Source organism: Citrobacter sp. B72 (assembly GCF_016894305.1).
Lineage (GTDB): Bacteria > Pseudomonadota > Gammaproteobacteria > Enterobacterales > Enterobacteriaceae > Citrobacter > Citrobacter portucalensis.
Map to the genome: position 1 here is coordinate 143481 of NZ_CP069801.1, position 24961 is coordinate 168441.

A 24961-nucleotide genomic window follows, 5' to 3' on the forward strand; every position below is an offset into this window, starting at 1 on the left:
ATGACAACCGACATGCGTTCACTCTACAGCCAGCTTCCTGCTATCGATCGTTTATTGCGCGATAGCGCCTTCCCAGCCTTACGTGAATCTCACGGCCATACCCGGGTGGTTGACCTGCTGCGTCACATGCTCGATGAAGCCAGAGAAGCTATTCGCGACACGCACGCGCTCCCGGCATGGTGTGAGGACTGGGCGCAAGAAGCCAGCGCCCGGCTGGAACGAGAATCGCAAAGCGCGCTACGCCCGGTGATTAACCTGACCGGAACGGTGCTGCATACCAACCTTGGACGCGCGTCGCAGGCCGAAGAAGCAATTGAAGCGGTGGTACAGGCGATGCGCACGCCGGTGACGCTGGAATACAGTCTGGATGATGCCGGGCGGGGACATCGGGATCGGGCGTTGGCGGATTTACTCTGCCGTCTGACGGGGGCGGAAGACGCCTGTATCGTCAATAACAATGCGGCAGCTGTTCTGCTGATGCTGGCCGCCACGGCGAACGGCAAAGAGGTGGTTGTGTCTCGCGGCGAGCTGGTGGAAATAGGCGGCGCGTTTCGTATTCCGGACGTCATGTGTCAGGCCGGATGCATTCTACGCGAGGTGGGGACCACCAACCGGACCCATGCGAAAGATTACCGCCAGGCGGTGAATGAAAACACCGGTCTGCTGATGAAAGTGCATACCAGTAATTACAGCATTGAAGGCTTCACAAAGTCGGTGGATGAGGCGGAGCTGGCCGTAATTGGCCAGGAGCTGGATGTTCCGGTGGTGGCGGATCTGGGCAGTGGTTCGCTGGTCGATCTCAGCCAGTATGGATTGCCGCAGGAGCCGATGCCGCAGCAACTGATTGCTGCTGGCGTCAGTCTGGTGAGTTTCTCCGGCGATAAACTGCTGGGCGGGCCGCAGGCTGGGATAATTGTCGGTAAAAAAGAGATGATCGCTCGTTTGCAGAGCCATCCGCTGAAACGCGCATTACGGGCAGATAAAATGACACTGGCTGCGCTGGAAGCGACGCTACGGCTCTATCTGCACCCGGAAGCGCTGGCGGAGAAGTTGCCGACGTTGCGCCAGCTCACCCGCTCACAAGAAGCGATCCACGCGCAGGCACAGCTATTACAGGCACAGCTTGCAGAGCATTACGGTGATGAGTTCGCCCTGAATGTGATGCCTTGCTTGTCGCAGATTGGCAGCGGCTCACTACCTGTTGATAGGCTGCCCAGCGCGGCGCTAACCTTTACCCCACATGACGGGCGCGGGAGCCGCCTCGAAGCGTTGGCCGCCCGTTGGCGTACGCTGCCCGTGCCGGTTATTGGGCGAATTTATGATGGCCGCTTATGGCTGGATCTGCGCTGCCTTGAAGACGAGACCCGGTTTATGGAGATGATGCTGAAATGATTATTGCAACCGCCGGACACGTTGACCACGGAAAAACAACGTTATTACAGGCGATTACCGGTGTGAATGCCGACCGTCTGCCGGAAGAAAAAAAGCGCGGCATGACCATCGATCTCGGCTATGCCTACTGGCCGCAGCCGGATGGGCGGGTGCTGGGGTTTATCGACGTTCCTGGACACGAAAAGTTTCTGTCCAACATGCTGGCGGGGGTCGGCGGCATCGATCACGCGTTGCTGGTGGTGGCGTGTGATGATGGCGTAATGGCGCAAACCCGTGAGCATTTGCAAATTCTGCAGCTGACGGGCAATCCGCAGATCACCGTGGCACTCACGAAAGCCGACCGCGTAGACGAAGCAAGAATTGAAGAGGTACGTGCGGAGATTCAGGCCACGCTGGGGAATTATGGTTTCGCGGAGTCGGTGCTTTTCGTCACTGCGGCCAATGAAGGCCGTGGCATAGAGGAACTGCGTGACCATTTGTTGCAATTAACGTCGCGCGAGCATGCCCGCGATCACAGCTTCCGCCTGGCGATTGACCGCGCCTTTACGGTCAAAGGCGCAGGGCTGGTGGTGACCGGGACGGCGCTCAGCGGTGAAGTGAATGTCGGTGACACGCTGTGGCTCACGGGCGTCAATAAACCGATGCGCGTACGTAGCCTGCATGCACAAAATCAGGCCACCGACCGCGCGCAAGCGGGACAACGTATTGCGCTGAATATTGCCGGTGATGCGCAAAAAGAAGAACTAAACCGCGGCGATTGGCTGCTTTCCGATGCGCCGCCAGAGGCTTTTACCCGCGTGATTGTTTCTTTAGAACATGCCGCGCCGCTGATGCAGTGGCAACCGTTGCATATTCACCACGCGGCTAGCCATGTTACCGGGCGTATCTCTCTGCTTGAAGGGACACTAGCTGAACTGGTGTTTGATACACCACTCTGGCTTGCCGATAACGACCGTCTGGTGCTGCGTGATATTTCTGCCCGTACAACGCTGGCAGGTGCACGTGTTGTGACGCTTAATCCGCCGCGACGCGGAAAGCGTAAGCCGGAATATTTGCAGTGGCTGTCGGCGCTGGAAAACGCGCAGACTGACGGTGACGCCCTGGCGCTGCATTTGACGCGTGGGGCGGTGAATATTCCTGATTTCGCATGGGCGCGTCAGCTCAACGGCAACGGGATGCGCCCGTTGATTGAGCAACATGGTTTTATTCAGGCGGGATACAGCCTGTTGAATGCCCCCGTTGCCGCGCGTTGGCAGCGAAAAGTCCTCGATACGCTGGCGACCTACCATGAGCAGCACCGTGATGAACCAGGACCCGGGCGCGAGCGCCTGCGCCGTATGGCTTTGCCGATGGAAGACGAAGCGCTGGTATTGCTGCTAATTGAAAAGATGCGCGAGAGTGGCGCGATCCATAGCCATCATGGCTGGTTGCATTTGCCGGAACATAAGGCGGGTTTCAGCGATGAGCAGTTGGCAATCTGGCAAAAAGTAGAACCACTTTTTGGCGATGAGCCGTGGTGGGTGCGCGATTTGGCAAAACAGACGGGAACGGATGAGCAGATGATGCGTGTGGCGTTACGACAAGCGGCACAGCAAGGCATCATTACCGCGATCGTGAAAGATCGTTATTACCGTAACGATCGGATTGTGGCCTTTGCCAATATGATCCGCGAACTGGATCAGGAAAGGGGATCGACATGTGCCGCCGATTTTCGCGACAGGCTTAACGTCGGGCGCAAATTGGCTATCCAAATTCTGGAATATTTTGACCGCATTGGTTTTACTCGCCGTCGGGGAAATGATCATTTATTACGCGATGCCTTGCTGTTCCCTGAAAAATAATGAAACAATTAATTCAGAAATAAAATGAATTAATACAATATATATATTGATTGAAATCAGCACATTAGATTATGAACCTAATGTGCTTTTTTATTCTGAATGTTATTAAAATAACAACCTCGATCATATTTTGTTGGGATTTTCACTCGTATGCTGCCTGTCTCTTTTGAGTAATTAAGGATCGTACAATGGCTGCTTCAACATTTTTTATTCCTTCCGTGAATGTAATCGGCGCTGATTCATTAAAAGACGCGATGAATACAATGGCGGAATATGGTTTTCGCCGTACGCTGATTGTTACGGATGCCATGCTGACGAAATTAGGTATGGCTGGCGATATTCAAAAAGCGCTACAGGAACATGATATTTCCAGCGTAATTTACGATGGTACGCATCCTAACCCCACGACCAGTAACGTTGCTGCTGGCCTGAAAATGCTGAAAGAAAATGACTGTGATAGCGTTATTTCTCTCGGCGGCGGCTCTCCTCACGATTGTGCGAAGGGCATTGCGCTGGTGGCGGCTAATGGTGGCGATATTCGTGACTACGAAGGTGTAGACCGCTCTGCAAAACCGCAGCTGCCGATGATCGCCATCAACACCACGGCGGGTACGGCATCTGAAATGACCCGCTTCTGCATCATCACTGATGAAGTACGCCACATTAAAATGGCGATTGTGGATAAGCATGTTACACCGCTGCTGTCCGTCAATGACTCCTCGCTGATGGTCGGTATGCCGAAGTCTCTGACGGCGGCTACCGGTATGGATGCGCTGACTCACGCTATCGAAGCCTATGTTTCTATTGCTGCGACCCCCATTACCGATGCGTGCGCGCTTAAAGCTGTCACCATGATTGCGGAAAACCTGCCGGTCGCCGTGGAAGAGGGCGGCAATGCTCAGGCGCGCGAAGCCATGGCCTATGCGCAGTTCCTTGCAGGTATGGCATTTAACAACGCCTCTTTGGGTTACGTGCACGCCATGGCGCACCAGTTGGGTGGCTTCTACGATCTGCCACACGGTGTATGTAACGCCGTGCTGCTGCCGCATGTGCAGGTTTTCAACAGCAAAGTTGCTGCCTCTCGTCTGCGTGATTGCGCGGCTGCGATGGGCGTTAACGTGGCTGGACTGAGCGAAGAGCAAGGGGCGGAAGCCTGCATCGCGGCGATCCGCGAACTGGCGCAGAAAGTGAATATTCCGGCTGGGCTGCGTGAGCTGAACGTGAAAGAAGAAGATTTTGCCGTTCTGGCGACTAATGCTCTGAAAGATGCCTGTGGTTTCACTAACCCGATTCAGGCGACACATGAAGAAATCATGGCGATTTATCGTGCTGCGATGTAATTCGTGATACCTGTCGTAAAGCAGTAAAAGGCTGGCGAATAATTCGCCAGTCCCGTCTACCCTTGTAGTACCCCTACAGCAAGGAGACGGTCATGACCAATAACCCCCCTTCAACACGTATTTATCCCGGCGAGTATGGTTACCCTCTGAAGTTAAAAGCCCGATACGATAACTTTATCGGCGGTGACTGGGTCGCACCGGTGGACGGTGAGTATTACCAAAACCTGACGCCGGTAACCGGGCAATTACTGTGCGAAGTGGCCTCTTCCGGCAAAAAGGACATCGATTTGGCACTGGATGCCGCGCACAAAGCAAAAGATAAATGGGCGCAGACTTCCGTGCAGGACAGGGCGGCGATTTTGTTCAAAATTGCCGATCGTATGGAGCAAAATCTGGAGCTGCTGGCGACGGCTGAAACCTGGGATAACGGTAAACCCATCCGTGAAACCAGCGCGGCAGATGTGCCGCTGGCGATTGACCATTTCCGCTATTTCGCGTCCTGTATTCGTGCACAGGAAGGGGGAATAAGCGAAGTTGATAGCGATACCGTGGCGTATCACTTCCATGAACCTCTTGGCGTGGTGGGGCAAATTATCCCGTGGAACTTCCCGCTGTTGATGGCCAGCTGGAAGATGGCGCCTGCCCTGGCTGCCGGTAACTGTGTCGTGCTTAAACCTGCGCGCCTGACGCCGCTGTCCGTGTTGTTGCTGATGGAAGTTGTCGGCGATCTGCTCCCGCCTGGCGTGGTGAACGTGGTAAACGGCGCGGGTGGGGAAATCGGTGAGTATCTGGCGACGTCAAAACGCATTGCAAAAGTGGCGTTTACCGGCTCAACGGAAGTTGGGCAGCAGATCATGCAGTACGCCACGCAGAACATTATCCCTGTTACGCTGGAGCTGGGCGGGAAATCCCCCAATATCTTCTTCGCGGACGTGATGGATGAAGAAGATGCGTTCTTTGACAAAGCGCTGGAAGGTTTTGCATTGTTTGCCTTCAACCAGGGCGAAGTATGTACCTGCCCAAGTCGGGCGCTGGTACAAGAATCCATTTACGAACGTTTTATGGAAAGAGCTATTCGTCGGGTGGAAAGTATCCGTAGCGGCAACCCGTTAGACAGCGTGACGCAAATGGGCGCGCAGGTGTCGCATGGTCAACTGGAAACCATTCTGAATTACATCGACATTGGTAAAAAAGAAGGGGCAGATGTTCTCACCGGCGGGCGGCGCAAGCAGCTGGATGGCGAGTTAAAAGAGGGGTACTACCTCGAACCGACCATTCTGTTTGGTAAGAACAACATGCGGGTTTTCCAGGAGGAGATCTTCGGACCGGTGCTGGCTGTCACGACGTTTAAAACCATGGAGGAAGCGCTGGAAATCGCTAATGACACCCAATATGGGCTTGGCGCTGGCGTCTGGAGCCGTAACGGAAATCTGGCGTACAAAATGGGGCGTGGGATTCAGGCGGGGCGAGTTTGGACCAACTGTTACCATGCTTACCCGGCACATGCGGCGTTCGGCGGCTACAAGCAGTCGGGTATCGGGCGCGAGACGCATAAGATGATGCTTGAGCATTATCAGCAAACCAAATGCCTGTTAGTGAGCTACTCTGATAAACCACTGGGGCTGTTTTAATTTCACGTCACCTACTGCCCGGTCGCGTTTAGCGTACCGGGCATCAAGTTATGTCCTCAGGTAAGTGGCTGGGGTGAACGAACGCAGCCAACAAAGAAGCAGCTCAAAAGACGACGGGTATATATAAACCCATATATCGTTATATAAATAAGATAATTGCATCCAATCTGGTCATTCCAATACTATTATCAACTCTATTGTTTAAATCAAATTGCATCCGAATTTCTTAATTTAAATCCCTGAGGCAAATATGTTCCTTAATTATTTTGCATTAGGAGTGCTTATTTTTGTATTCCTGGTCATTTTTTACGGGATTATTATTCTGCATGATATTCCCTATCTAATTGCAAAGAAACGTAACCATCCTCATGCCGACGCAATACATGTTGCGGGTTGGGTTAGTTTGTTTACCTTACATGTTATTTGGCCCTTTTTATGGATCTGGGCAACGCTTTATCGCCCGGAACGCGGGTGGGGCATGCAGAGCGCGGATTCTTCCCTGATCCAGCTTCAGGCAAGGGTTGCGGATCTGGAAAAGAAACTGGGTGAGGCCAAGACCTCTCCGGCGGAGTAATATCGATGGATTTACTGATTGTTCTGACCTATGTGGCGTGTGCATGGTCAATATTTAAAATTTTTAAAATTCCTGTAAATAAATGGACAGTTCCTACCGCGGCATTAGGCGGTATATTCATTGTTTGCGGACTTATATTACTGATGAATTATAACCATCCGTATACATTTAAGGCACAAAAAGCGGTAATTTCTATTCCCGTGGTGCCGCAGGTAACGGGTGTAGTGACAGAAGTGACGGATAAGAAGAATACGCTAATCAAAAAAGGCGAGGTTCTGTTTAAGCTTAATCCAGGGCGTTATCAGGCGCGGGTCGATCGCCTGAAGGCTGATATTGTCACCGCACAGCATAAAGAGCAGGCTCTGGTTGCGCAGTTAGACGAAATGAAAGCCAACACGCAGCGGGCAAAGGCCACGCGTGACAAACTGGCAAAAGATTACCAGCGCTATGCGCAGGGGAGTCAGGCGAAGGTGAATCCTTTTTCTGAACGCGATATCGATGCGGCGCGCCAAAACTACCTGGCGCAGGAAGCCTCGGTGAAATCCTCCGTTGCAGAACAACAGCAAATTCAGAGCCAGTTGGACAGCCTGGTACTGGGTGAGAATTCGCAAATTGCCAGCCTGAAAGCACAGCTAGCGGAAGCAGAGTTCAACCTGGACCAGACCGTGGTTCGCGCGCCCAGCGATGGTTACGTCACTCAGGTGCTGATGCGCCCAGGAACCTATGCCGCCGCGCTGCCGATGCGTCCGGTCATGGTATTCATCCCGGATCAGAAACGACAAATTATCGCCCAGTTCCGTCAAAACTCGCTGTTGCGACTGGAACCAGGCGATGAAGCGGAAGTGGTGTTTAATGCCCTGCCGGGTAAGGTGTTTAGCGGTAAACTGGCCGCCATTAGTCCGGCAGTACCGGGTGGTACATACCAGTCGAACGGGGCACTGCAATCTTTAAACTCTACGCCCGGTTCGGAAGGGGTAATCGCCACGATTGAGCTGAATGACAATGCGGATGTGAACGCATTACCTGATGGGATTTACGCCCAGGTTGCCGTTTACTCTGACCACTTCGAACATGTGTCAATCATGCGCAAAGTCTTGTTGCGGATGACCAGTTGGGTGCATTACCTGTATCTCGACCACTAAGCGCAGGCTATTTCGCTTACTCAGGCTGTCGTATCGCCTGAGCAAGCTGCTGACGTATCTCCGCGAGCATTGCATCGAGAATATACTGCACACGCCAGGGCTGGTATTCACGCTTGCGGAAAATCGCCACTAAATCCAACCACCATTCATGTTGCTCCGAGAAACACGGGACCAGCATCTCGGAACGACAATCTCTTTGCACACTTTCATTTGGCGCAAAAACAATCCCCAAATGATTACGTGCCAGCGCCAGTGCGGATTGTGTATTGTCGCAGATGTAATTTCCCGTCACACGATAGTCACGCATCTTTTTGTCTTCAGCAGAATTGAATCGCCAAATGTTGGCATCATCAATCATCATAGAATCAATTAGAATGCAGGAATGGTTGACTAATTCATCAGGACTACTAATAGGATTCTTGGTGAGATATTCCCGACTGGCAAAAGCAATAACCGCATATTTAGTGATGAAACTGGCGACCAGTGATTCATCTTTAGGATGAGCATAGGAAAGTAAAATATCACAATCGTCAGGAAAGTCGACGCCTTCATAAAATGCTTTGCGATCCAGATTATAGGTTTTTAGCACCAGACTGATATCGCCAATATCCATTATTTTTGCAATAACATGTTGCGATAAGTAAGCAATAATTCCGGTTGGTGCATATACCGTTACTTTGCCACGTTTCTCGTGCTTATAATCAGCAATGAAATTATTTAACTGCTCATTTCTGTCTAACATGTCATTGATGTAAGGAAGTAACGCAATACCAAACGGCGTGAGGGTCAGTTGTCGGGTGGTGCGGTCAAATACCTTTAGCCCCACTTTTGATTCAAAATCAGCAAGATACTTACTTACGTTGGCCTGAGCAATGCCGAGAACAGTAGCGGCATGGCTGATATTTTCACTGGCAGCAATTACCGAAATAATCTTCAGTTCCCGGTGTCTAAGTTGTAATTTATTCATCGCCAAGCCCAATATATATAATTTTATATATATTACTATATAAATAAGAACCTTGCACCGATGAAATTGTAAGCATTATTATGCACCCGCTTTGTAGCTTATTTTAAAATGGAATGTTGGCATGTTAATTAAACGCAATATTGTGGCGCTGCTCGCCTTTTCTTTTATGGCGAGTGCAACTGCCGCAGAATTTTCTATTGGCGCTGGCGCTGTATATAATGAATCACCTTATCGCGGGTATAATGATAATGTTCACGCAGTACCGCTTGTCAGTTATGAAAGTGAATCATTTTATTTTAGGCAAACAACGCTAGGTTATATTTTGTCTAAGAGTGAAAGTAATGAATTTAGTATTACTGCCTCTTATATGCCGCTGGAGTTTGATCCCGGCGACAATGACGATCACGCGATGAAAACGCTGGATAAGCGTGACGCAACTGCAATGGCGGGTGCCGCGTGGTATCACCATGAAAGATGGGGTAGCGTGAAAGTCTCCGCCGCTGCGGATGTGCTGGACAACAGTAATGGCTGGGTAGGGGAAGTTTCACTGTTCCGTCCAATGCCGATGGGCAAGCTGACGCTGACGCCATCAATTGGCGTGCTCTACTATGACGAAAAATTCAATGAATACTACTACGGCATTTCGGGTAATGAGTCCCGTCGTAGTGGTTTATCAAGCTATTCCCCAGGCGATAGCTGGACACCGTATGTTGGCCTGTCCGCTAAATACGCATTAACCACTAACCTGACGCTGCTGGCAAGCGCCAACTATAGCGCACTGCCGGATGACATTAAAAATAGTCCGATGGTTGATCGTGATGACAGCTTCACCTTTATGTCCGGTCTGACCTGGCGTTTCTGATTCTCACCCGTTTGTCCTCAGGGAGGAGGGCAATCTTTTCATGAGACATTGACGGATGGGGGCTAACCGCCGCCATCCGCCTTATTATTACTGCTCGTTTATCCAGATACGCATTTCGCCTTCACCACGGTTCGCCCAGCTAAACCACGGAATAAACGTCAATGTATGCGCCTGGCGCGAAGCTGGGGAAACATCGTAGTGCCACAACGATTGTTGTGCTGCATCGGCATTACTTTGCTTCAAGCCTTCAGCCTGAATTAACATTTTATGGCTGAACAATCCCTTACCCTCGAATACTCTGAACTCACTCTCTTTTGGCAACCACAGGTTATGCAATTCCTCACCGTTATCGGCCTGCTCCAGGCAATACACCAGCGGTCCACGCTGAATGGCGACCTTACCGGCAACATGACGCACTAATGGATTTCCGTATACCCGACGCACCGGCATTGGCAGGGTCAGACTGAGCGTATCGCCTTCCTGCCAGGTTCGGCTGATGTGCAAATAGCCTTTACGAATATCCTGCTCAACTGGCTGACCATTCAGTAAAACCTGCGGCGCGGTGCACCAGTCTGGCAGGCGCAGGGCCAGGGTGTGATATATCGACTGCGGTGATTCGATGGCGATTTTCACCTGCTCATGCCATGGATAATCCCCGCTAATGCGCAGCTTGAGCGAGCCATCCGCCACCGGGACTTCCATGCTATTGCCCACGTACATATTGATATATAGCGCGTCCTGACGTGGTGTGTAGATGTAATGACCAATAGAGGTGAGTACGCGGGCGATATTCGGCGGGCAACAGGCGCAGCCAAACCAGCGCTGACGAACGGGTTTCACGTGATCATAAATATGATTGAATTTTAATGAGTTAGGATGTACTTCCAACGGGTTCACATAGAAGAAGTGCTTGCCATCGAGTGCCATCCCGCCCAATACAGTGTTATACAGGGCGCGCTCCATCACGTCGGCATACTGGCTGTCTGCCTCCATCTCCAGCATTCTGCGGGCGAACATCATTAGACCGATTGAGGCGCAGCTTTCCGCATACACGGAGTCGTTAGGCAGATCGTAATCGCTGCTAAACGCCTCGCCGCTGCTTTGTGAACCGATCCCGCCGGTAATGTACAACTGACGCTGGGCCATGTTTTTCCACAGACGCAGGCAATCCTGACGTTTGCCTTCATCCTGACTCAAGCGTGCCAGATGCGCCACGCCGGTCATCAGATAAACAAAACGCACTGCATGACCGATCGCCGTTTGCTGTTCTGAAATGGGCTGATGAGCCTGGCTATAGGGTTTATCCTTCACCATCCATGCCGGGCCGTAAGTATGCCAGTAAGAGGTTTGGCCGCGCTTTTCGTACTCTTCGTCATAGAAATGGGGTTGCGCGCCGCGCTGTTCCACAAAGTAATTTACCAGCGCCATATAGCGTGGTTGCTGGGTCACTTCGTATAAGCGCATTAACGCCAGCTCAATTTCCGGGTGTCCCGGATAGCCGCGCAGTTGATTCTCTCCGAGCCCGAAAATGTTGTCGATGTGGTCTGCCAGACGGCACACGACATCTAAAAGACGACGTTTTCCCGTCGCCTGAAAGAACGCGACACCTGCTTCGATCAAATGACCTGCACAGTACAACTCATGACACTCGGCGAGGTTAGTCCAGCGTTCATCCGGGGCTTTCACTGTAAAGTATGTATTGAGATAGCCGTCTTCACACTGCGCAGCGGCCACCAACTCGATGACCTCATCTGCGGTTTTCTCAAGTTCCGCATCAGGTTTCTGGCACAGGGACCAGGCGACTGCCTCCAGCCATTTCGCTACGTCGCTATCCTGAAAAACCATGCCGTAAAATTCGCCATCCTGCAGTCCTGCGGCGATACGAAAGTTCTCTATCGCATGACTTGGTTCCGCCTCTGCAATGCGGTCATTCAGTGCATCCCACTGGTAGGGGATCACTACGTCACGCACCAACTGCTGATATTGTCCGAGGAACGGATCGCTGACGGTGAGCTTATGCAGGTCGACTTCCAGTACGTTCATTTCGTGCTCCTTAAGGCTGTACATGACGCTGACGCAGATCGGTGGCAATGCGCGACATCATCGGATTATTGAGTTTGCAGATGCGGATAGACAGCGCCAACAGCAGGTGGAACAGTGCGGGAAGTAGCGTCTCCATCGCGGTAATTCCTTGCAGCGAACTGGCGGTTTGGTTACCAGCGCCTGGCTGATAGGCGACAAAAATAAATAACAGGCTGATGATCCCCGCACTTGAGGCCCAGGCCAGCTTGATGAAAAACAGGTTGAAGGCGAAATTCATGCCGGAAGAACGCACGCCGGTTTTCCACTCGCCGTAATCGTCGGCAAAGGCCATCAGCGAGAAGTGCAGAGGCAGCGTAAAGCCCAGAATAATGCCGTTGCCGAGAATAACCGCCAGCCATAATGTTTGATAAGCCGGACCGGTCGGCAGGAACCACATCATCACTGCCAGGGCTGCCAGCACCAGGTTGGTGTAGTAATAGAGTTTGACGGTATCTATACGGCGGGTCAGCGGGCTGACAACCACTGAACCGATGATGGACGCAAAGGTCACCATGGTGAAAAACAGCGACGTGTAAGCTGTACTGCCTTCCAGCACGTAGGTAATGAAATACATGTACCCGCCGCCACGAATATTGAAGACGTTAATCAGCAGGAAAGACATCACCAGCATCAGCAGCAACTGGTCATTTTTGCGTAGCCCACCAATGTGTTCACGCAGGGTAAATTTCCCCATCATCGCCAGCGGCACACGCTCGCGAACCCAGAAGAAGCAGCACAGGAACATCACCACAGCGATGGCGCACAGGATGCCCACGCCGAACTGATAACCCTGCGCGGCATTGCCCTGACCCAGAATATCCACCATCCACGGCAGACCAACGGAGACAAGGAATCCCGCCACGCCGCACAGCACAAAGCGCCAGGACTGACAGGCGATCACCTCGTTATGGCGGGTCGTCATGGTGTTGATCAGCGCACAATACGGTACGTTGATGGCGGTATAGCCGACAGAGAGCAGTAGATAGGTGCCGAATGCCCAGGCGATTTTTACGCTCATGCTGGCGTCAGGGACGGTAAACGTGAGTACGCCAATGATGCCAATGGGAATTGCCACCCACAGCTGCCATGGGCGAAAACGCCCCCAGCGGCTTTGCGTGCGGTCGGCAAGTATGCCCATTATCGGATCGGAAATGGCATCAAATACGCGCAGGGCAATAAACAATGTGCCGACCAGCGCGGGCGTTAACCCGAAGACATCGGTGTAGAAAAATGTCAGGAAGTTCATGATCAGACAGGTAATTACCGTCCCGCCTGCATCGCCTAACCCATAACCTATTTTTTCACGCAGGGATAATTTGTCGTCCTGGGCACGCTGTGCCAAATCAGATGTCGTAATCGGAGCCGAAGTCATAAATAACTCCCGGAGAGGATGTTCAGAAAGTATCCCGCTACGTTGCGGGTTATTTGTTTGTAATTTGCAAAGTACGTTATTTATTCTGCACGAAATGTTTGGGTCAACAAGGGAAGAGAAAAGTATAAAAAGATGACAATTCCGACTTCATTATAAAAATGTGATTTCGATCCAGCGAAAAGCAAGTTTATCGTGAATAATCAATAATAAAGAGCGGTTTGAATAATGCAAAAAGCGGGAATTTGAATATATATGCTCGAATTATCCATGTCTCTTCCGATTAAAGTGCAAAATGGTGGGCTATTTATTTCCCGAGGTGTGGGAAGCCATCCGGCGCGGCAATTGCAATCCTGGGAAATCATCTTTGTCGAAAAAGGGACATTAACGATTCGCGAAGGCCAGACCGTTTTTTGCGTGAATGCTGGAGAAAGTTTGCTGTTATGGCCGCAGCGTTCGCATATTGGTGTGGGACAGTTTCCGGCTGATTTGAAATTTTACTGGCTACACTTTGAGGTGACAGCAGAAAACGATGCTTCACTTACAGAACCGTTGCTTGCGATTCCTCAGCATGCGCGGGTTAGCGAGCCACAATATATTATTTCGCTGTTTCGCCAGTTCTTACGCGAGCAGGAAAATATTCATCGCAGCGTTGCGCTGGAACTGATCCTACTGCTGATTTTGCAGCAAATCTCCGCGGCGGCTAGCGAGCAACCCGCAGATAGCCCCGGTAATGCGCTGGCATGGAAAGCGCAACAAATAATCCACACTCAGTTCCACCTGCCGATTAGTGCTTCAACTCTGGCGAAAGAGCTGCATTGCAATGCGGATTATCTGGGGCGTGTATTCCGTAGCGCTTTCCGGCTGACGCTAACTGAAGCATTGCATCGCCAGCGGGTAAGGGCAGCGGAAAAGTTGTTGATCAGTGACTCGCTGTCACTTACCGAAGTGGCGATTAAATGTGGATTTAATGATGTGGGTTACTTTCGTAAAATCTTTCGTAAGCATACCAGCCTGACGCCTGCGGCGTGGAAACGGCGCTACTGCAAAGAGCATATTAATTCGGCGTAAATGAGGAGCGCCGGGTGGCGCTATGCTTACCCGGCCTACAAAATGACAGACCAGTGCAAGCACAGCGCCGCCGGACGTTAATTTTGCCCGTAATACGCATTCACACCGTGTTTACGCAGATAGTGTTTATCCAGCAACTCAGGCTGCATATCCGGCAACTGCGGAGCTAACTGGCGCGAGAAAAGCCCCATGTAGGCGCATTCTTCGAGTACCACTGCGTTATGTACGGCATCTGCGGCATCTTTACCCCAGGCAAACGGACCGTGTGAATGCACTAACACTGCCGGAACCTGCAGCGGATTGAGATCGCGTTGCTCAAAGGTCTGAATGATCACTTCACCGGTTTGATATTCATATTCGCCATTGATTTCCTCAACGGTCATCAGCCGGGTACACGGAATAGAACCATAGAAATAATCGGCATGCGTGGTGCCCCATGCCGGGAGATCAAGACCCGCCTGCGACCAGATCGTCGCGTGGCGTGAGTGAGTATGGACGATCCCACCGATCTCATTGTAGCGGCGGTACAGCGCCAGATGGGTTGGCGTGTCTGAGGAGGGTTTTTTACTGCCTTCAACCACGTTGCCGCTGGCAATATCCACCACCACCATATCGTCGGCGGTCATCACGTCATATTCCACGCCGGACGGCTTAATCACCATCAGCTTACGCGTTTCATCCACAGCGCTGACGTTACCCCAGGTAAAGGTGACTAAACCATGAGCCGGAAGCGCCAGATTGGCCGCCAGCACCTCGGCCTTCAGTTGTTCTAACATGGAAATCCTCCTTCCTGCATACGTGCTTCTATCCAGCGTCGTGCCTGGATAATTTCCAGTACCGGCTCTTTTGCTTTTTCAGTCCACATTTCAATCAGAAACGACCCGCGATAGTTCAGCTCATGCAGCGTTTTGAAGATACCAACAAAGTCCACGCACCCTTCGCCAAAGGGCACATCGCGAAACTGGCCCGGATGGGTTTCGGTTACTGGCAGTGTGTCTTTCAGATGGATAGCGGCGATACGGTCGATGCCCAGCGTCAGTTCGGCAGTGACGTCATTACCCCATGCGCTGAGGTTGCCCACATCCGGGTAGACGGTGAACCACGGCGATGACAGCATTTCATCCCACTTTTTCCACTTGCTAATTGAGTTCATAAAAGCAGTATCCATGATTTCTACCGCCAGCATGACCTGCGCGGCGGCGGCTTGCTCGACTGCCCATGCCAGCCCTTCGGCAAAGCGCTGCTGCGTACCTGCGTCATGTTCCTCGTAATAGACGTCGTAACCTGCCAGTTGAATAGTGCGAATACCGAGATCGCGCGCCAGACGAATGGCTTTGGTCATGATGTCGCGTGCCCGAACACGGACTGATTCATCGCGACTGCCAAAGGGAAACCGACGGTGGGCGGACAGGCACATTGAGGGGATTGCCACGCCGGTTTCTAACATTGCGCTCACCAGCGATGTACGCTGAGCAGGACTCCACTCAAGACGCGACAGACGTTCATCGGTTTCATCCACTGACATCTCGACGAAATCAAAACCACAGCTTTTCGCCAGCACCAGACGCTCCGGCCAGGAGAGGTCTTTCGCCAGCGCTTTTTCATAGATACCTAACGGATGATTACGCATACTGTGCTCCCCAGATAGCATCGATTTGCGTATGGAATTCAGCGGCAACCTGCGTTGGGTTTTGCGCCCCAGCCAGCGCGCGTCCGGCGATAAAGGCTTTGACGTTGATATCGCGAAACAGTGGCAGGTCGGCGGGCGTAATCCCGCCGGTAATCGACAACTCCAGACCGATATCGGAAAGCGCTTTCATGCGCGCCAGATCAGCTTCTCCCCATTGTTGTCCGCTGGCCTGAGCATCGCGGCCACGATGGTAAATTGCCTGGCGAACCCCAACGCGATACCAGTCACGGGCATCATCCAGCGTCCAGTTGCCGAACAGTTCCATCTGAATTTCGCCGCCGCAGGACTGCGCGACGCCATGGCCTTTCTCTACCGTCGCCAGTGGGGCAGCGCAGATGATAGTCATCCAATTAGCGCCAGCGCCAAACGCTTGCTGTGCGAGGGTTTCGCCCGCATCGGCTACTTTCCAGTCGGCAACGATGATTTTATTTGGACACTGGGTACGCAGCGCTTTCACGGCAGCCAGGCCTTCGGTTAAGCAGAGAATCGTCCCTGCCTCAACGATATCAACGCTTTCTTGTAGCAGTGCGACATCGTGTTGGGCCGCCTGCAGGTTGGTGTGGTCGAGCGCCAGTTGCAGTAATGGTCGACTCATCATTCGTGCTCCTTAATGCGGGCGTGATAGCCCTGTAGTGCGGTAATTAAATTCTGGTATTGGCGGTATTTACGCTGGTAGCTCGCATGCGCCGTAGCGTCTGGCAGCAGTGTGCGAACCGGGTGCTGTAAGCTGCGCTGCGCGTCACTGAAATTGTGATAAACGCCGGTGCCTACGCGGGCGGCGAGCGCAGCGCCAAAGCAGCCGGTCTCTTCAATCTGTGGCAATTCGATACGTAAACCGCTGACGTCCGCCAGCATTTGCATCCAGATGTCGGAGTGGGCCGGACCTCCAGTAACGCGCAGGGTATGTGCCTGCGTAAAACGTTCGCGCATGCGGTTCAGGTGGGTCATATGGCTGAAAACCACGCCTTCGTAGATGGCCTGTAATAAGTGGGAGCGAGTGTGTATAGCCTGCATGCCATAAAAGCCGCTGGTCATCTCCAGTCCGGCGTTGCTGCCGTACAAAAAGGGCAGAAACAAAAGCTCGCTACCGGCTTTCGGTAAGCTGGCAACGGCCTGATTAATCTCATCAAAAGAGAGTTCGCCCCACTGGGCGGTAAACCATTCCAGATTGCCTGAAGAAGTCGGGCTGGCTTCATGAACGATGTACTGCCCGTAATTTACATAGCGACCATAGACATAGGGATGGGGCTCGTGGTCGCGCAGGCCGTGAGCGATCCCGCTGGTGACGGCCCAGGTACCCATCACCGCGTTGAGGGTGCGTTCATCTTCGATACCGGCGCAGAGTGCGGTGGAAACCACATCAAACAGTCCGCCGACGACGGGGGTACCCGCCGCCAGACCGGTTATGGCGGCTGTCTGAGCGGTGATTTCCCCGCATATTTCTGCTGAACCAACGATGGGGGGCAGGGCATTGTCGATTTCACTGATGCCCAGCCACTGAGTCAGCCTCGGGTCGTACTGACCCGTGGTCATGTTGTAGAGGTTCGACTCGGAGATATTGCTCTCTTCACAGCCTTTGGCGCCGGTTAAGCACCAGCGCAGGTAGTCATGACCCATCATGACGCTACCAATTTGCGCGTAGCGCTGGGGGGCGTTCTCTTTCACCCAGCGCAGGAGCGATGCCGGATGCCCGGTCCACAATGTCTGGCGGGTGATCGGGTAGAGCTGCTCAGGTATCCCATCCTGCTGCCAGCGCTGAACGATTTCCATCGCGCGTCGGTCAGAAGAGAGAATGGCATTGCCTAGCGGCTTATCTTGTTTATCGAGAAGGAACAGACCTTTGCCCTGAGCGGATATACCGACGCCTTTGATTTGCTCACCGCACACGCCTGTGCGCTTTAACAGCCCGGCGATGGTCGCGACGCACTGTTGCCACAGTTGGTGCATATCGCGTTCGGCGTAACCTGGAAATGGCGATATTGTCTGCAGCGATTGCCGGTTAATTCCCTGCTCATGACCTTTGGCATCATACAAACCCGCTTTCAGATATGTACCGCCACAATCAATACCCAGCCAGAAGGTCGCTTTCTTACTCATCTTTGTTATCTCATTTTTGCCGGATGGCGCTGCGCTTATCCGGCCTACGACGGTTGCCCGGTAAGCGAAGCGCCACCGGGCATTGTTTTAAGCTGTACGTTTATGTGGATTCAGCGTCTTTAGCGGCGCGGCACCTGCATCGCATTTTGCTGGTAGCAACAGGGCCATCAGCGCGGCCAGAGCCAGTGAAATTGCCAGGCAATAAACGCCCGCATCTTTGCTGTACAGGGTGATGAGAACGCCGACCGCGTAAGGGCCGCAGAAGCCACCGAGGTTGCCGAGAGCGTTGATGACCCCACGTGCGCCACCGGCCATTTCCGCACTGAACAAACGCGCTGGAATAGTCCAGAACACGCCCGCAGCCGATTGCAGGAAGAATCCGCAGCCGACCAGCGCGGCATAAGCCAGCCAGACGTTATTTTTCAGCGCCACAGAGAGGAACATGCACAAGGCAAAGCCAATCAGCGGCAGGCAGACGAACAACTTGCGTTTACCGGTGCGGTCAGAGAGTGAAGAGAACAGGAACATCCCGGCAATTGCGCCGACGTATGGCAGAATGGCGAGCATGCCGACCTGTCCCATGCTGCTGTGAGTCAACTCTTTGAGGATGGTCGGCAGCCACAGGGTGTAACCGTAAATCCCGGTCTGATAGAAGAAGTTCAGCGCGATTAGCTGCCACATGGTTTTATCGGAAAGTACCGCACTCAGAGAGGCATTTTTGACCTCTGTTCCGGCAATGGCTTTTTGCTCGGCGGCCAGGGTTTCTACCAGGTAATTTTTCTCCGCCTCAGAGATCCAGCGTGCTTCCTGCGGACGGTCGTAAACGGTATAGGCCCACAGCACCAGGACGACGACAGACAGTAAGCCTTCAATGATAAACAGCCAACGCCAGTCGAGTACGGTGATGATCCAGCCCGAGAGCGGGGCGGTAATGATCCCGGCAATCGGCACAAACATAATCACAATCGCATTGGCGCGACCGCGCTCGGCGTCGGGGAACCAGTTACTGATCATCGTCAGCACGACCGGCAGCATGCCGCCTTCAGCAACGCCGAGTAAGAAACGCAAAACCAGCAGTTGATACTGATTCGTGATTAATCCCGTCAGAACGGAAATAACCGCCCAGGCAACCAGCGACCAGCCGATAAATTTCTTGCCGCTGCCGTGTACGGCAATTTTTCCGCCGGGAACCTGTAAAAACAGATAACCGATAAAGAAAATACCACCGGCCAGACCGGCCATGGTGGCGGAAATACCTAATTCTTCATCCATTCCGCCGGGCATCGCGAATGCGATATTGACGCGGTCCATATAAGAAATAATACAGGCGATAAGAATAGGTGGAATAATCCGTAGCCAGCGCTGACGGGGTATGTCTTGAAGTGTAGGGCGAGAGGTCATGTTCATATTAATATTCTCGTAGAGTAGTATTTTATTTTTATAGTTTTGCTTTATTTAATGCGGCGATACCGTCGCGCAATATCGCTACACGATGGTTCACATCTGCACTGGCATTTATTTCCAGCAATTTAATGCCAGAAAATTGCAATGGATCTGCTCCTGCGCAGGCGAATAATTCGCGGGCATGCTCTGTGGTCATTAGACCTTCTGGACAGAAAGGGGCAAACGGTGCATGTAAGTCCTGCCACTCGCCGTATTCCCCCGCAAGCGTGGTACCGGAAAACATCAGTGCGCCCAGTTTTCCAGCCCGTTTGGACTGCTGCGTGTGGGTCAGCGGTAGGGTGAGGCTCCGCCCTTCAATGGCCGAGCGCGCCCAGTTAATGCACACGCTGATGTCATATCCGGCTATCGCGTCCAGCACGTTGTCTAACGGTAAAAATCCTTTGCGTGGCGCGGGGCCTGTCATGGCATCGCAATGTTCCAACACCAGATCGCAGGACCAGTCCCAGCGGGTAATTTCTTTCAGCGAACGAGCAAACGCGTCGGTGGCCTGAGCGACGTTCGGGTTGCCCGCCAGCGGAGCAGCATGCAACTCCAGTGCAATCACTTTTCCGCCGTTGGCCGCATTGATATGGTTGATTTTCTGCTGCAGATGACGGTAATACGCCACGCTGGCTTTACGCTGTTCTTCATCGCTGGAGGCCAGCCCGAAACCACCATTAATACCGCGACGGCGCATGGTTTCCATAATGGCCGTGACCACGATTTGCCAGTCGCCCGGCGTATGGCGTAATAACCATTCGTCGCCTAACGGGTGCAGATGTTCAAGACAGGGCTGCTCCAGTCCGCGAATATCCGGGGTATCGGAGAGTTGTCGCCAGAATTCCTTCTCTTCCTCTTCACTCTTTTGGTGAAATGAGGGTGCACAGGGGTACGCACCGATAATATAACCGGTAGTGTTAGCTTTCATTTTTTGTGCTCCTTTTATAAAACTGAAATAGCAACCTTCACGACTATTTTGCGGATCGGTGTGGCGACAGTTTTATGACATGCTGGACGATGAACATCCTGCGGGAAAAATATGGCGTAACTTCCCGGAATCATTTCAATAAAAGATTCATGTTCGCTGGCGTGATAAAAAATAATATCGCGCTGTTCTAATAGCGATTCACTGATTTGGTTATTCCCGGTATCAATGGCGATCCCGATTTTCTCTTCACCCCAGGCCAGAAACTGAATATCCAGATAGCGGCGATGCACCTCAGGACGATTTTCGGCAACGTCACGCGTGGTTAAATCAATAATTTGCGCGAAGATATTTTTACCGTCGATCTCCACCACGCCCGGCTCCAGTTTGCGAAAATCTGTGGTGCGCAGAAAGTCGAGCGCCCTTTCAATCGCAGCAGGCAAATGGCATGGGTTAGGTTGAGCAATATGTCCGAAGATCATGGTGTTGCTCCTTACAGGGCCTGAATTTTTGCCCAGACGCTGTCGTCAACGGTGATACCGTTCCGGCGATTTTCTTCCAGTAGCTTCGTAAACTCGTGGCCCGGCAGACGGACAGGCGTGTTTTCATCTGCGCGTTCGGCGGTGGTGATGAAATCCATAATCCGCTGTAGCTTGGCATCACGGGTGGCGCCATCGATCAGCTTATCCACTTCAATGGCGATAAATATCTGTGAAACGCCATATTCATCGCTGTTATCCTGGGTGACTTCCGCAACGGAAGAGCCATCAGAAAGCAGGGTGGCAATCATATCCAGCACAATCGACAGACCCGAACCTTTCCAGTAACCCATTGGCAATATGCGGCGGTTTTTTTCGATAACGCCCGGCTCTTTGGTGAGATTGCCTTCATCATCAAAGCCACCGTCTACCGGCAGTTCGCGACCGGCCAGGCGATTCACTTCCAGCATGCCGTAGGAGAACATCGACATAGACATATCAACCATGGTGATTGGCGATGAGGGGATCGCGACGATCAGCGGGTTAGTGCCAATGCGGCACTCTTTCGAACCCCACGGCGGCATGACGGCAATCGAGTTAGTCCAGCAGATACCGATGTAACCTTTCTCCGCCGCCTGCCAACCATAGCTGCCGCCGCGCATCCAGTGGTTGGCGTTACGCAGTGCGACCAGGCCAATACCGTGATCGGAGGCCAGCTCAATGGCTCTGTCCATCATCTTTTTCGCCGTCAGATTGCCGATCGAACGCTGAGCATCCCATTGTTCAATCGCCCCCAGGCTGGTAATGCGTTGCGGTTTGGCCTCAGGAATGATGTCGCCGTTATCCAATTGCTGAATAAAACGAGGAAAACGATTCACACCGTGCGAATAAACGCCGGACTCGGTAGTGCGCGCAAACATTTCGGCACAGGCATCGGCGGTTTCAACGGCAATACCGCGTGCCAGCAGTACCCGATTGAACGCATCTTTCAACTGCTCAAAAGTGACTTTCATTCCTGTTTCCTTGTTTAAATTTGATCGCTTTTTTATCTCTAAATTTCACTATGCGAAATCTGATTTCAAATATAGCGATCAAATTTTGACAGATCAACGGGGTGGTCTATTTTTTAAAATCATCAAAATCAAATAGTTGTGTTTTTTCGGTTCAGATCGTGAACTGAAACACACTTTGCGCTACCATCAGAGCGCGACGAAAAGGGGAGCGGAAGCGATGGGCACAAAAGAGAGTGAAATGACGCAAGACAAAGAGAGGCCAGCCGGAAGTCAGAGCCTGTTCCGTGGTTTGATGTTGATTGAGATTCTGAGTAACTATCCGAATGGGTGCCCATTGGCCCATCTGTCTGAACTGGCCGGGCTGAACAAAAGTACTGTGCATCGACTCCTGCAAGGGCTGCAGTCCTGCGGATATGTCACGCCTGCACCTGCTGCGGGTAGCTATAGGCTGACCACCAAATTTATCGCCGTTGGGCAGAAGGCACTGTCGTCACTGAATATCATCCATGTTGCCGCGCCGCACCTCGAAGCGTTGAATATTGCTACTGGTGAAACAATCAACTTCTCCAGCCGTGAAGATGACCACGCGATTCTGATTTATAAGCTGGAACCGACGACGGGCATGCTGCGTACTCGCGCTTATATCGGTCAACATATGCCACTGTATTGCTCCGCGATGGGTAAAATTTACATGGCGTTTGGGCATGCGGATTATGTGAAATCTTACTGGGAGAGCCATCAGGATCTTATTCAGCCGCTGACCCGCAATACCATTACCGGTTTACCAGCGATGTACGACGAATTGGCGCAGATCCGCGAAAGCAGTATGGCGATGGATCGGGAAGAGAACGAATTGGGCGTTTCCTGTATTGCCGTGCCGGTGTTTGATATTCATGGTCGGGTGCCGTACGCGGTGTCAATTTCACTATCTACCTCGCGACTTAAGCAGATAGGGGAAAAAAATCTACTCAAGCCGCTACGGGAAACCGCGCAGGCGATTTCAAATGAGCTGGGTTTTACCGTTCGCGATTAAGGTTATTCAGGCACCTGACAAAATTTAACCGTTTCCCCTGTCCGATCAAAGCGCCAGGGGCGGTCTCTCTGGCACTCTGTGGTTTTCACGCAGAGGGAGGGGGCAATGAACGCGTTTATTATGGCGGATGCGGCAAAATGTATTGGGTGTCGTACCTGCGAAGTTGCCTGCGTCGTCGCGCATCAGCAAAACCAGGACTGTGCTTCGGTCTCTTCTTCTGCGTTTATACCGCGGATTCGGGTCATCAAAGACGACGCCTTTACCACGGCGGTCGCCTGCCATCAATGCGAAGACGCTCCCTGTGCGAATGTTTGTCCAACTCACGCCATTCGTCGTGAACATGGGCATATCTTCGTTGAACAGGCACGTTGTATTGGTTGTAAAAGCTGTATGCTGGCCTGCCCGTTTGGGGCAATGAATGTCGTTGCCCGTTCGTCGCGGGTGCAGGCGATAAAATGCGATTTGTGCTGGCATCGCGAGACGGGGCCCGCGTGTGTCGAGGCCTGCCCGACCAGCGCGTTGCAGTGTATTGATGCCGTCAGCATTCAGCGACAGCGCCTGCGTTCACAGCCGCTGTGAAGTGAGCCCGACCCGCACTTGGGTCGGGTTTGCGTTAGCCTTCCAGCCAGGCGCGTTCGATCTCTTCCGCCAGAATCTTCACGCCAGCTTCGATTTTCTCCGGCTCTGGCACGTAGTTCATCCGCATGCACTGATGGGTATGCGGCCAGGGTTTATCCAGCCCCGGGAAGAAGTAGTCACCAGGAACCATCAGTACGCCGCGCGCTTTCAGGCGCTGATACAACAGTTCTGTGGTGATCGGTAAATCTTTGAACCATAGCCACAGGAAAATCGCGCCTTCAGGTTTATGGATAAGGCAGCGATCTTCAGACAAGTAGCGGCGAATAATCGCAATCGTCTCCTGTACGCGCTGATAGTAAAACGGCTTGATAACCGTTTCGGACAGACGCAGCAGATCGTTACGTTTAATCATCTCGCACATCATCGCCGGTCCCATCCCGCCAGGTGCAAGGCTGATGATGCCGTTCATATTGGTAATCGCAGTGATGATTTTTTCATTCGCGATAATGATACCGCAGCGGGAACCTGGCAGACCCAGCTTGGAAAGGCTCATGCACAACACAATGTTGGGGTTCCACAACGGGCGTGCTTCGCTAAAGATAATGCCTGGGAATGGTACGCCATAGGCGTTATCAATCACCAGCGGGATCCCATGCTGGTTGGCCAGCCGGTCCAGCTTCATCAGCTCGTCGTCGGTGATCACGTTGCCTGTCGGGTTAGTGGGGCGCGATACGCAGATCATCCCTGTCTCTTCACCGATGTGCAGGTGTTCAAAATCAACGTGATACTTAAACTGGCCTTCCGGTAGCAGCTCAATGTTCGGACGTGCTGAGACGAAGAGATCTTCTTCTAGCCCGGAATCTGCATAGCCAATGTATTCCGGCGCTAACGGGAATAACACTTTTTGCGTTGTTCCGTCAGCGCGGCGTCCGGCGAACAAATTGAATAAGTAGAAAAACGCGCTCTGACTGCCATTTGTCAGTGCAATATTTTGTGGCTCGATATCCCAACCCTGCTTCTCACGTAGCAGTTTCGCCAGTTCAGACAGTAGCTCGGTTTTCCCTTGCGGACCGTCATAATTACAAAGCGCATCAGTGGCTTTGCCGTTTGCCAGCATATCTGTCAGCAGAGACTGGAAGTAATTTTGCATCTCTGGAATTTGCGCCGGATTACCACCGCCGAGCATGATGGCGCCTGGGGTGCGTAAACCGTCGTTGAGGTCCTCCATCAGGCGGGTGATGCCTGAATGGCGGGTAAATTTGTCGCCAAAAAGTGAGAATGTCATAGCAGGGGGTCTGTCGAACTGAGTAGTAAAGTGGCTAACCATAGCGCTACCTATGGCAGGGTGCAAATCAGGGGGAACGGGCTGGATTGATGTTTTGTGCTACAGATGCTTGCCTGGCTGGTTTTTTATTTTGTGTTGGGTTTCCC

22 protein-coding genes are annotated in these 24961 nt (G+C 52.4%); 10 read left to right on the forward strand and 12 right to left on the reverse strand.

Features of this window, described 5'->3' with window-relative positions; genetic code table 11:
* From selA to JQN59_RS00705, 6 genes are all read left to right on the forward strand, one after another.
* Positions 1-1392, forward strand: coding sequence for an L-seryl-tRNA(Sec) selenium transferase (selA, locus tag JQN59_RS00680; RefSeq protein WP_071446113.1), 1392 nt, complete (start codon positions 1-3; stop codon positions 1390-1392).
* Positions 1389-3233, forward strand: a complete 1845-nt coding sequence (gene selB / locus JQN59_RS00685; RefSeq protein WP_149607365.1) for a selenocysteine-specific translation elongation factor — start codon at positions 1389-1391, stop codon at positions 3231-3233. The genes selA and selB overlap by 4 nt, the downstream gene beginning before the upstream one ends.
* Before the next feature lie 188 nt (positions 3234-3421).
* Positions 3422-4573 carry an L-threonine dehydrogenase gene (gene yiaY / locus JQN59_RS00690; protein WP_149607364.1) on the forward strand — a complete coding sequence of 384 codons (1152 nt, stop codon included), beginning with the start codon at positions 3422-3424 and terminating at the stop codon, positions 4571-4573.
* Between the two features lie 92 nt (positions 4574-4665).
* Positions 4666-6204: an aldehyde dehydrogenase AldB gene (gene aldB, locus JQN59_RS00695; protein WP_048215318.1), complete on the forward strand. Its 1539-nt coding sequence runs from the start codon at positions 4666-4668 to the stop codon at positions 6202-6204.
* A gap of 250 nt (positions 6205-6454) precedes the next feature.
* A complete protein-coding gene (locus JQN59_RS00700; protein WP_003024200.1) occupies positions 6455-6778 on the forward strand; it encodes a DUF3302 domain-containing protein in 324 nt (107 codons plus the stop codon).
* A gap of 5 nt (positions 6779-6783) precedes the next feature.
* Positions 6784-7920 (forward strand): HlyD family secretion protein, encoded by a 1137-nt coding sequence (locus tag JQN59_RS00705; protein WP_048215319.1) that lies wholly within the window; start codon positions 6784-6786, stop codon positions 7918-7920.
* 16 nt (positions 7921-7936) lie between these two features.
* On the opposite strand, the gene JQN59_RS00710 is transcribed toward JQN59_RS00705, so the two are convergent.
* Positions 7937-8887: a LysR family transcriptional regulator gene (locus JQN59_RS00710; protein WP_048215320.1), complete on the reverse strand. Its 951-nt coding sequence runs from the start codon at positions 8885-8887 to the stop codon at positions 7937-7939.
* Between the two features lie 121 nt (positions 8888-9008).
* Here JQN59_RS00710 and JQN59_RS00715 point away from each other — a divergent pair, with 121 nt between their 5' ends.
* Positions 9009-9749: a MipA/OmpV family protein gene (locus JQN59_RS00715; protein WP_048215321.1), complete on the forward strand. Its 741-nt coding sequence runs from the start codon at positions 9009-9011 to the stop codon at positions 9747-9749.
* Between the two features lie 87 nt (positions 9750-9836).
* Here the strand turns inward: JQN59_RS00715 and JQN59_RS00720 are convergent, their stop codons facing one another.
* Positions 9837-11792, reverse strand: coding sequence for a glycoside hydrolase family 127 protein (locus JQN59_RS00720; RefSeq protein WP_048215322.1), 1956 nt, complete (start codon positions 11790-11792; stop codon positions 9837-9839).
* A 10-nt stretch (positions 11793-11802) separates the two neighbouring features.
* The gene (locus tag JQN59_RS00725) at positions 11803-13203 is read right to left on the reverse strand and encodes an MFS transporter (protein ID WP_008786444.1); all 1401 of its coding nucleotides are present in this window, start codon (positions 13201-13203) and stop codon (positions 11803-11805) included.
* Positions 13204-13455: 252 nt separating this feature from the next.
* Between JQN59_RS00725 and JQN59_RS00730 the strand changes: the two genes are divergently transcribed.
* Positions 13456-14271, forward strand: a complete 816-nt coding sequence (locus JQN59_RS00730) for a helix-turn-helix domain-containing protein (protein WP_003827350.1) — start codon at positions 13456-13458, stop codon at positions 14269-14271.
* A 77-nt stretch (positions 14272-14348) separates the two neighbouring features.
* Here the strand turns inward: JQN59_RS00730 and araD are convergent, their stop codons facing one another.
* From araD to yiaK, 8 genes are all read right to left on the reverse strand, one after another.
* Entirely contained in the window at positions 14349-15047 is a 699-nt protein-coding gene (araD, locus tag JQN59_RS00735) for an L-ribulose-5-phosphate 4-epimerase (protein ID WP_103014689.1), read from the reverse strand.
* Positions 15041-15901, reverse strand: coding sequence for an L-ribulose-5-phosphate 3-epimerase (locus tag JQN59_RS00740; RefSeq protein WP_149607363.1), 861 nt, complete (start codon positions 15899-15901; stop codon positions 15041-15043). The genes araD and JQN59_RS00740 overlap by 7 nt, the downstream gene beginning before the upstream one ends.
* Positions 15894-16556: a 3-keto-L-gulonate-6-phosphate decarboxylase UlaD gene (gene ulaD, locus JQN59_RS00745; RefSeq protein WP_048227376.1), complete on the reverse strand. Its 663-nt coding sequence runs from the start codon at positions 16554-16556 to the stop codon at positions 15894-15896. Before ulaD ends, JQN59_RS00740 begins: the two co-directional genes overlap by 8 nt.
* Positions 16556-18058: an FGGY-family carbohydrate kinase gene (locus JQN59_RS00750; protein ID WP_149607362.1), complete on the reverse strand. Its 1503-nt coding sequence runs from the start codon at positions 18056-18058 to the stop codon at positions 16556-16558. The genes ulaD and JQN59_RS00750 overlap by 1 nt, the downstream gene beginning before the upstream one ends.
* A gap of 87 nt (positions 18059-18145) precedes the next feature.
* The gene (locus JQN59_RS00755; RefSeq protein WP_003827355.1) at positions 18146-19465 is read right to left on the reverse strand and encodes an MFS transporter; all 1320 of its coding nucleotides are present in this window, start codon (positions 19463-19465) and stop codon (positions 18146-18148) included.
* 31 nt (positions 19466-19496) lie between these two features.
* Positions 19497-20429 (reverse strand): DUF4862 family protein, encoded by a 933-nt coding sequence (locus tag JQN59_RS00760; RefSeq protein ID WP_149607361.1) that lies wholly within the window; start codon positions 20427-20429, stop codon positions 19497-19499.
* Positions 20430-20443: 14 nt separating this feature from the next.
* Positions 20444-20908: a YhcH/YjgK/YiaL family protein gene (locus JQN59_RS00765; protein WP_103014694.1), complete on the reverse strand. Its 465-nt coding sequence runs from the start codon at positions 20906-20908 to the stop codon at positions 20444-20446.
* Between the two features lie 11 nt (positions 20909-20919).
* Positions 20920-21918 (reverse strand): 3-dehydro-L-gulonate 2-dehydrogenase, encoded by a 999-nt coding sequence (gene yiaK / locus JQN59_RS00770; protein WP_003827358.1) that lies wholly within the window; start codon positions 21916-21918, stop codon positions 20920-20922.
* A gap of 217 nt (positions 21919-22135) precedes the next feature.
* Between yiaK and yiaJ the strand changes: the two genes are divergently transcribed.
* Together yiaJ and JQN59_RS00780 are read left to right on the forward strand one after the other, a co-directional pair.
* Positions 22136-22951: an IclR family transcriptional regulator YiaJ gene (gene yiaJ / locus JQN59_RS00775; RefSeq protein WP_003827359.1), complete on the forward strand. Its 816-nt coding sequence runs from the start codon at positions 22136-22138 to the stop codon at positions 22949-22951.
* Between the two features lie 105 nt (positions 22952-23056).
* Positions 23057-23530, forward strand: a complete 474-nt coding sequence (locus JQN59_RS00780; RefSeq protein ID WP_048215323.1) for a 4Fe-4S dicluster domain-containing protein — start codon at positions 23057-23059, stop codon at positions 23528-23530.
* Positions 23531-23564: 34 nt separating this feature from the next.
* Here JQN59_RS00780 and avtA read toward each other — a convergent pair whose 3' ends face one another.
* Complete coding sequence (avtA, locus tag JQN59_RS00785; RefSeq protein WP_003837697.1) at positions 23565-24815, reverse strand: valine--pyruvate transaminase; 1251 nt, start codon at positions 24813-24815, stop codon at positions 23565-23567.
* Positions 24816-24961 lie beyond the last annotated feature (146 nt).

What these genes read in the sequence shown, in the direction of transcription:
- selA (WP_071446113.1), top strand. Translation starts at nt 1, where the DNA reads ATGACAACCGACATGCGTTCACTCTACAGCCAGCTTCCTGCTATCGAT.
- selB (WP_149607365.1), top strand. Translation starts at nt 1,389, where the DNA reads ATGATTATTGCAACCGCCGGACACGTTGACCACGGAAAAACAACGTTA.
- yiaY (WP_149607364.1), top strand. Translation starts at nt 3,422, where the DNA reads ATGGCTGCTTCAACATTTTTTATTCCTTCCGTGAATGTAATCGGCGCT.
- aldB (WP_048215318.1), top strand. Translation starts at nt 4,666, where the DNA reads ATGACCAATAACCCCCCTTCAACACGTATTTATCCCGGCGAGTATGGT.
- JQN59_RS00700 (WP_003024200.1), top strand. Translation starts at nt 6,455, where the DNA reads ATGTTCCTTAATTATTTTGCATTAGGAGTGCTTATTTTTGTATTCCTG.
- JQN59_RS00705 (WP_048215319.1), top strand. Translation starts at nt 6,784, where the DNA reads ATGGATTTACTGATTGTTCTGACCTATGTGGCGTGTGCATGGTCAATA.
- JQN59_RS00710 (WP_048215320.1), bottom strand. Translation starts at nt 8,887, where the DNA reads ATGAATAAATTACAACTTAGACACCGGGAACTGAAGATTATTTCGGTA.
- JQN59_RS00715 (WP_048215321.1), top strand. Translation starts at nt 9,009, where the DNA reads ATGTTAATTAAACGCAATATTGTGGCGCTGCTCGCCTTTTCTTTTATG.
- JQN59_RS00720 (WP_048215322.1), bottom strand. Translation starts at nt 11,792, where the DNA reads ATGAACGTACTGGAAGTCGACCTGCATAAGCTCACCGTCAGCGATCCG.
- JQN59_RS00725 (WP_008786444.1), bottom strand. Translation starts at nt 13,203, where the DNA reads ATGACTTCGGCTCCGATTACGACATCTGATTTGGCACAGCGTGCCCAG.
- JQN59_RS00730 (WP_003827350.1), top strand. Translation starts at nt 13,456, where the DNA reads ATGCTCGAATTATCCATGTCTCTTCCGATTAAAGTGCAAAATGGTGGG.
- araD (WP_103014689.1), bottom strand. Translation starts at nt 15,047, where the DNA reads ATGTTAGAACAACTGAAGGCCGAGGTGCTGGCGGCCAATCTGGCGCTT.
- JQN59_RS00740 (WP_149607363.1), bottom strand. Translation starts at nt 15,901, where the DNA reads ATGCGTAATCATCCGTTAGGTATCTATGAAAAAGCGCTGGCGAAAGAC.
- ulaD (WP_048227376.1), bottom strand. Translation starts at nt 16,556, where the DNA reads ATGAGTCGACCATTACTGCAACTGGCGCTCGACCACACCAACCTGCAG.
- JQN59_RS00750 (WP_149607362.1), bottom strand. Translation starts at nt 18,058, where the DNA reads ATGAGTAAGAAAGCGACCTTCTGGCTGGGTATTGATTGTGGCGGTACA.
- JQN59_RS00755 (WP_003827355.1), bottom strand. Translation starts at nt 19,465, where the DNA reads ATGAACATGACCTCTCGCCCTACACTTCAAGACATACCCCGTCAGCGC.
- JQN59_RS00760 (WP_149607361.1), bottom strand. Translation starts at nt 20,429, where the DNA reads ATGAAAGCTAACACTACCGGTTATATTATCGGTGCGTACCCCTGTGCA.
- JQN59_RS00765 (WP_103014694.1), bottom strand. Translation starts at nt 20,908, where the DNA reads ATGATCTTCGGACATATTGCTCAACCTAACCCATGCCATTTGCCTGCT.
- yiaK (WP_003827358.1), bottom strand. Translation starts at nt 21,918, where the DNA reads ATGAAAGTCACTTTTGAGCAGTTGAAAGATGCGTTCAATCGGGTACTG.
- yiaJ (WP_003827359.1), top strand. Translation starts at nt 22,136, where the DNA reads ATGGGCACAAAAGAGAGTGAAATGACGCAAGACAAAGAGAGGCCAGCC.
- JQN59_RS00780 (WP_048215323.1), top strand. Translation starts at nt 23,057, where the DNA reads ATGAACGCGTTTATTATGGCGGATGCGGCAAAATGTATTGGGTGTCGT.
- avtA (WP_003837697.1), bottom strand. Translation starts at nt 24,815, where the DNA reads ATGACATTCTCACTTTTTGGCGACAAATTTACCCGCCATTCAGGCATC.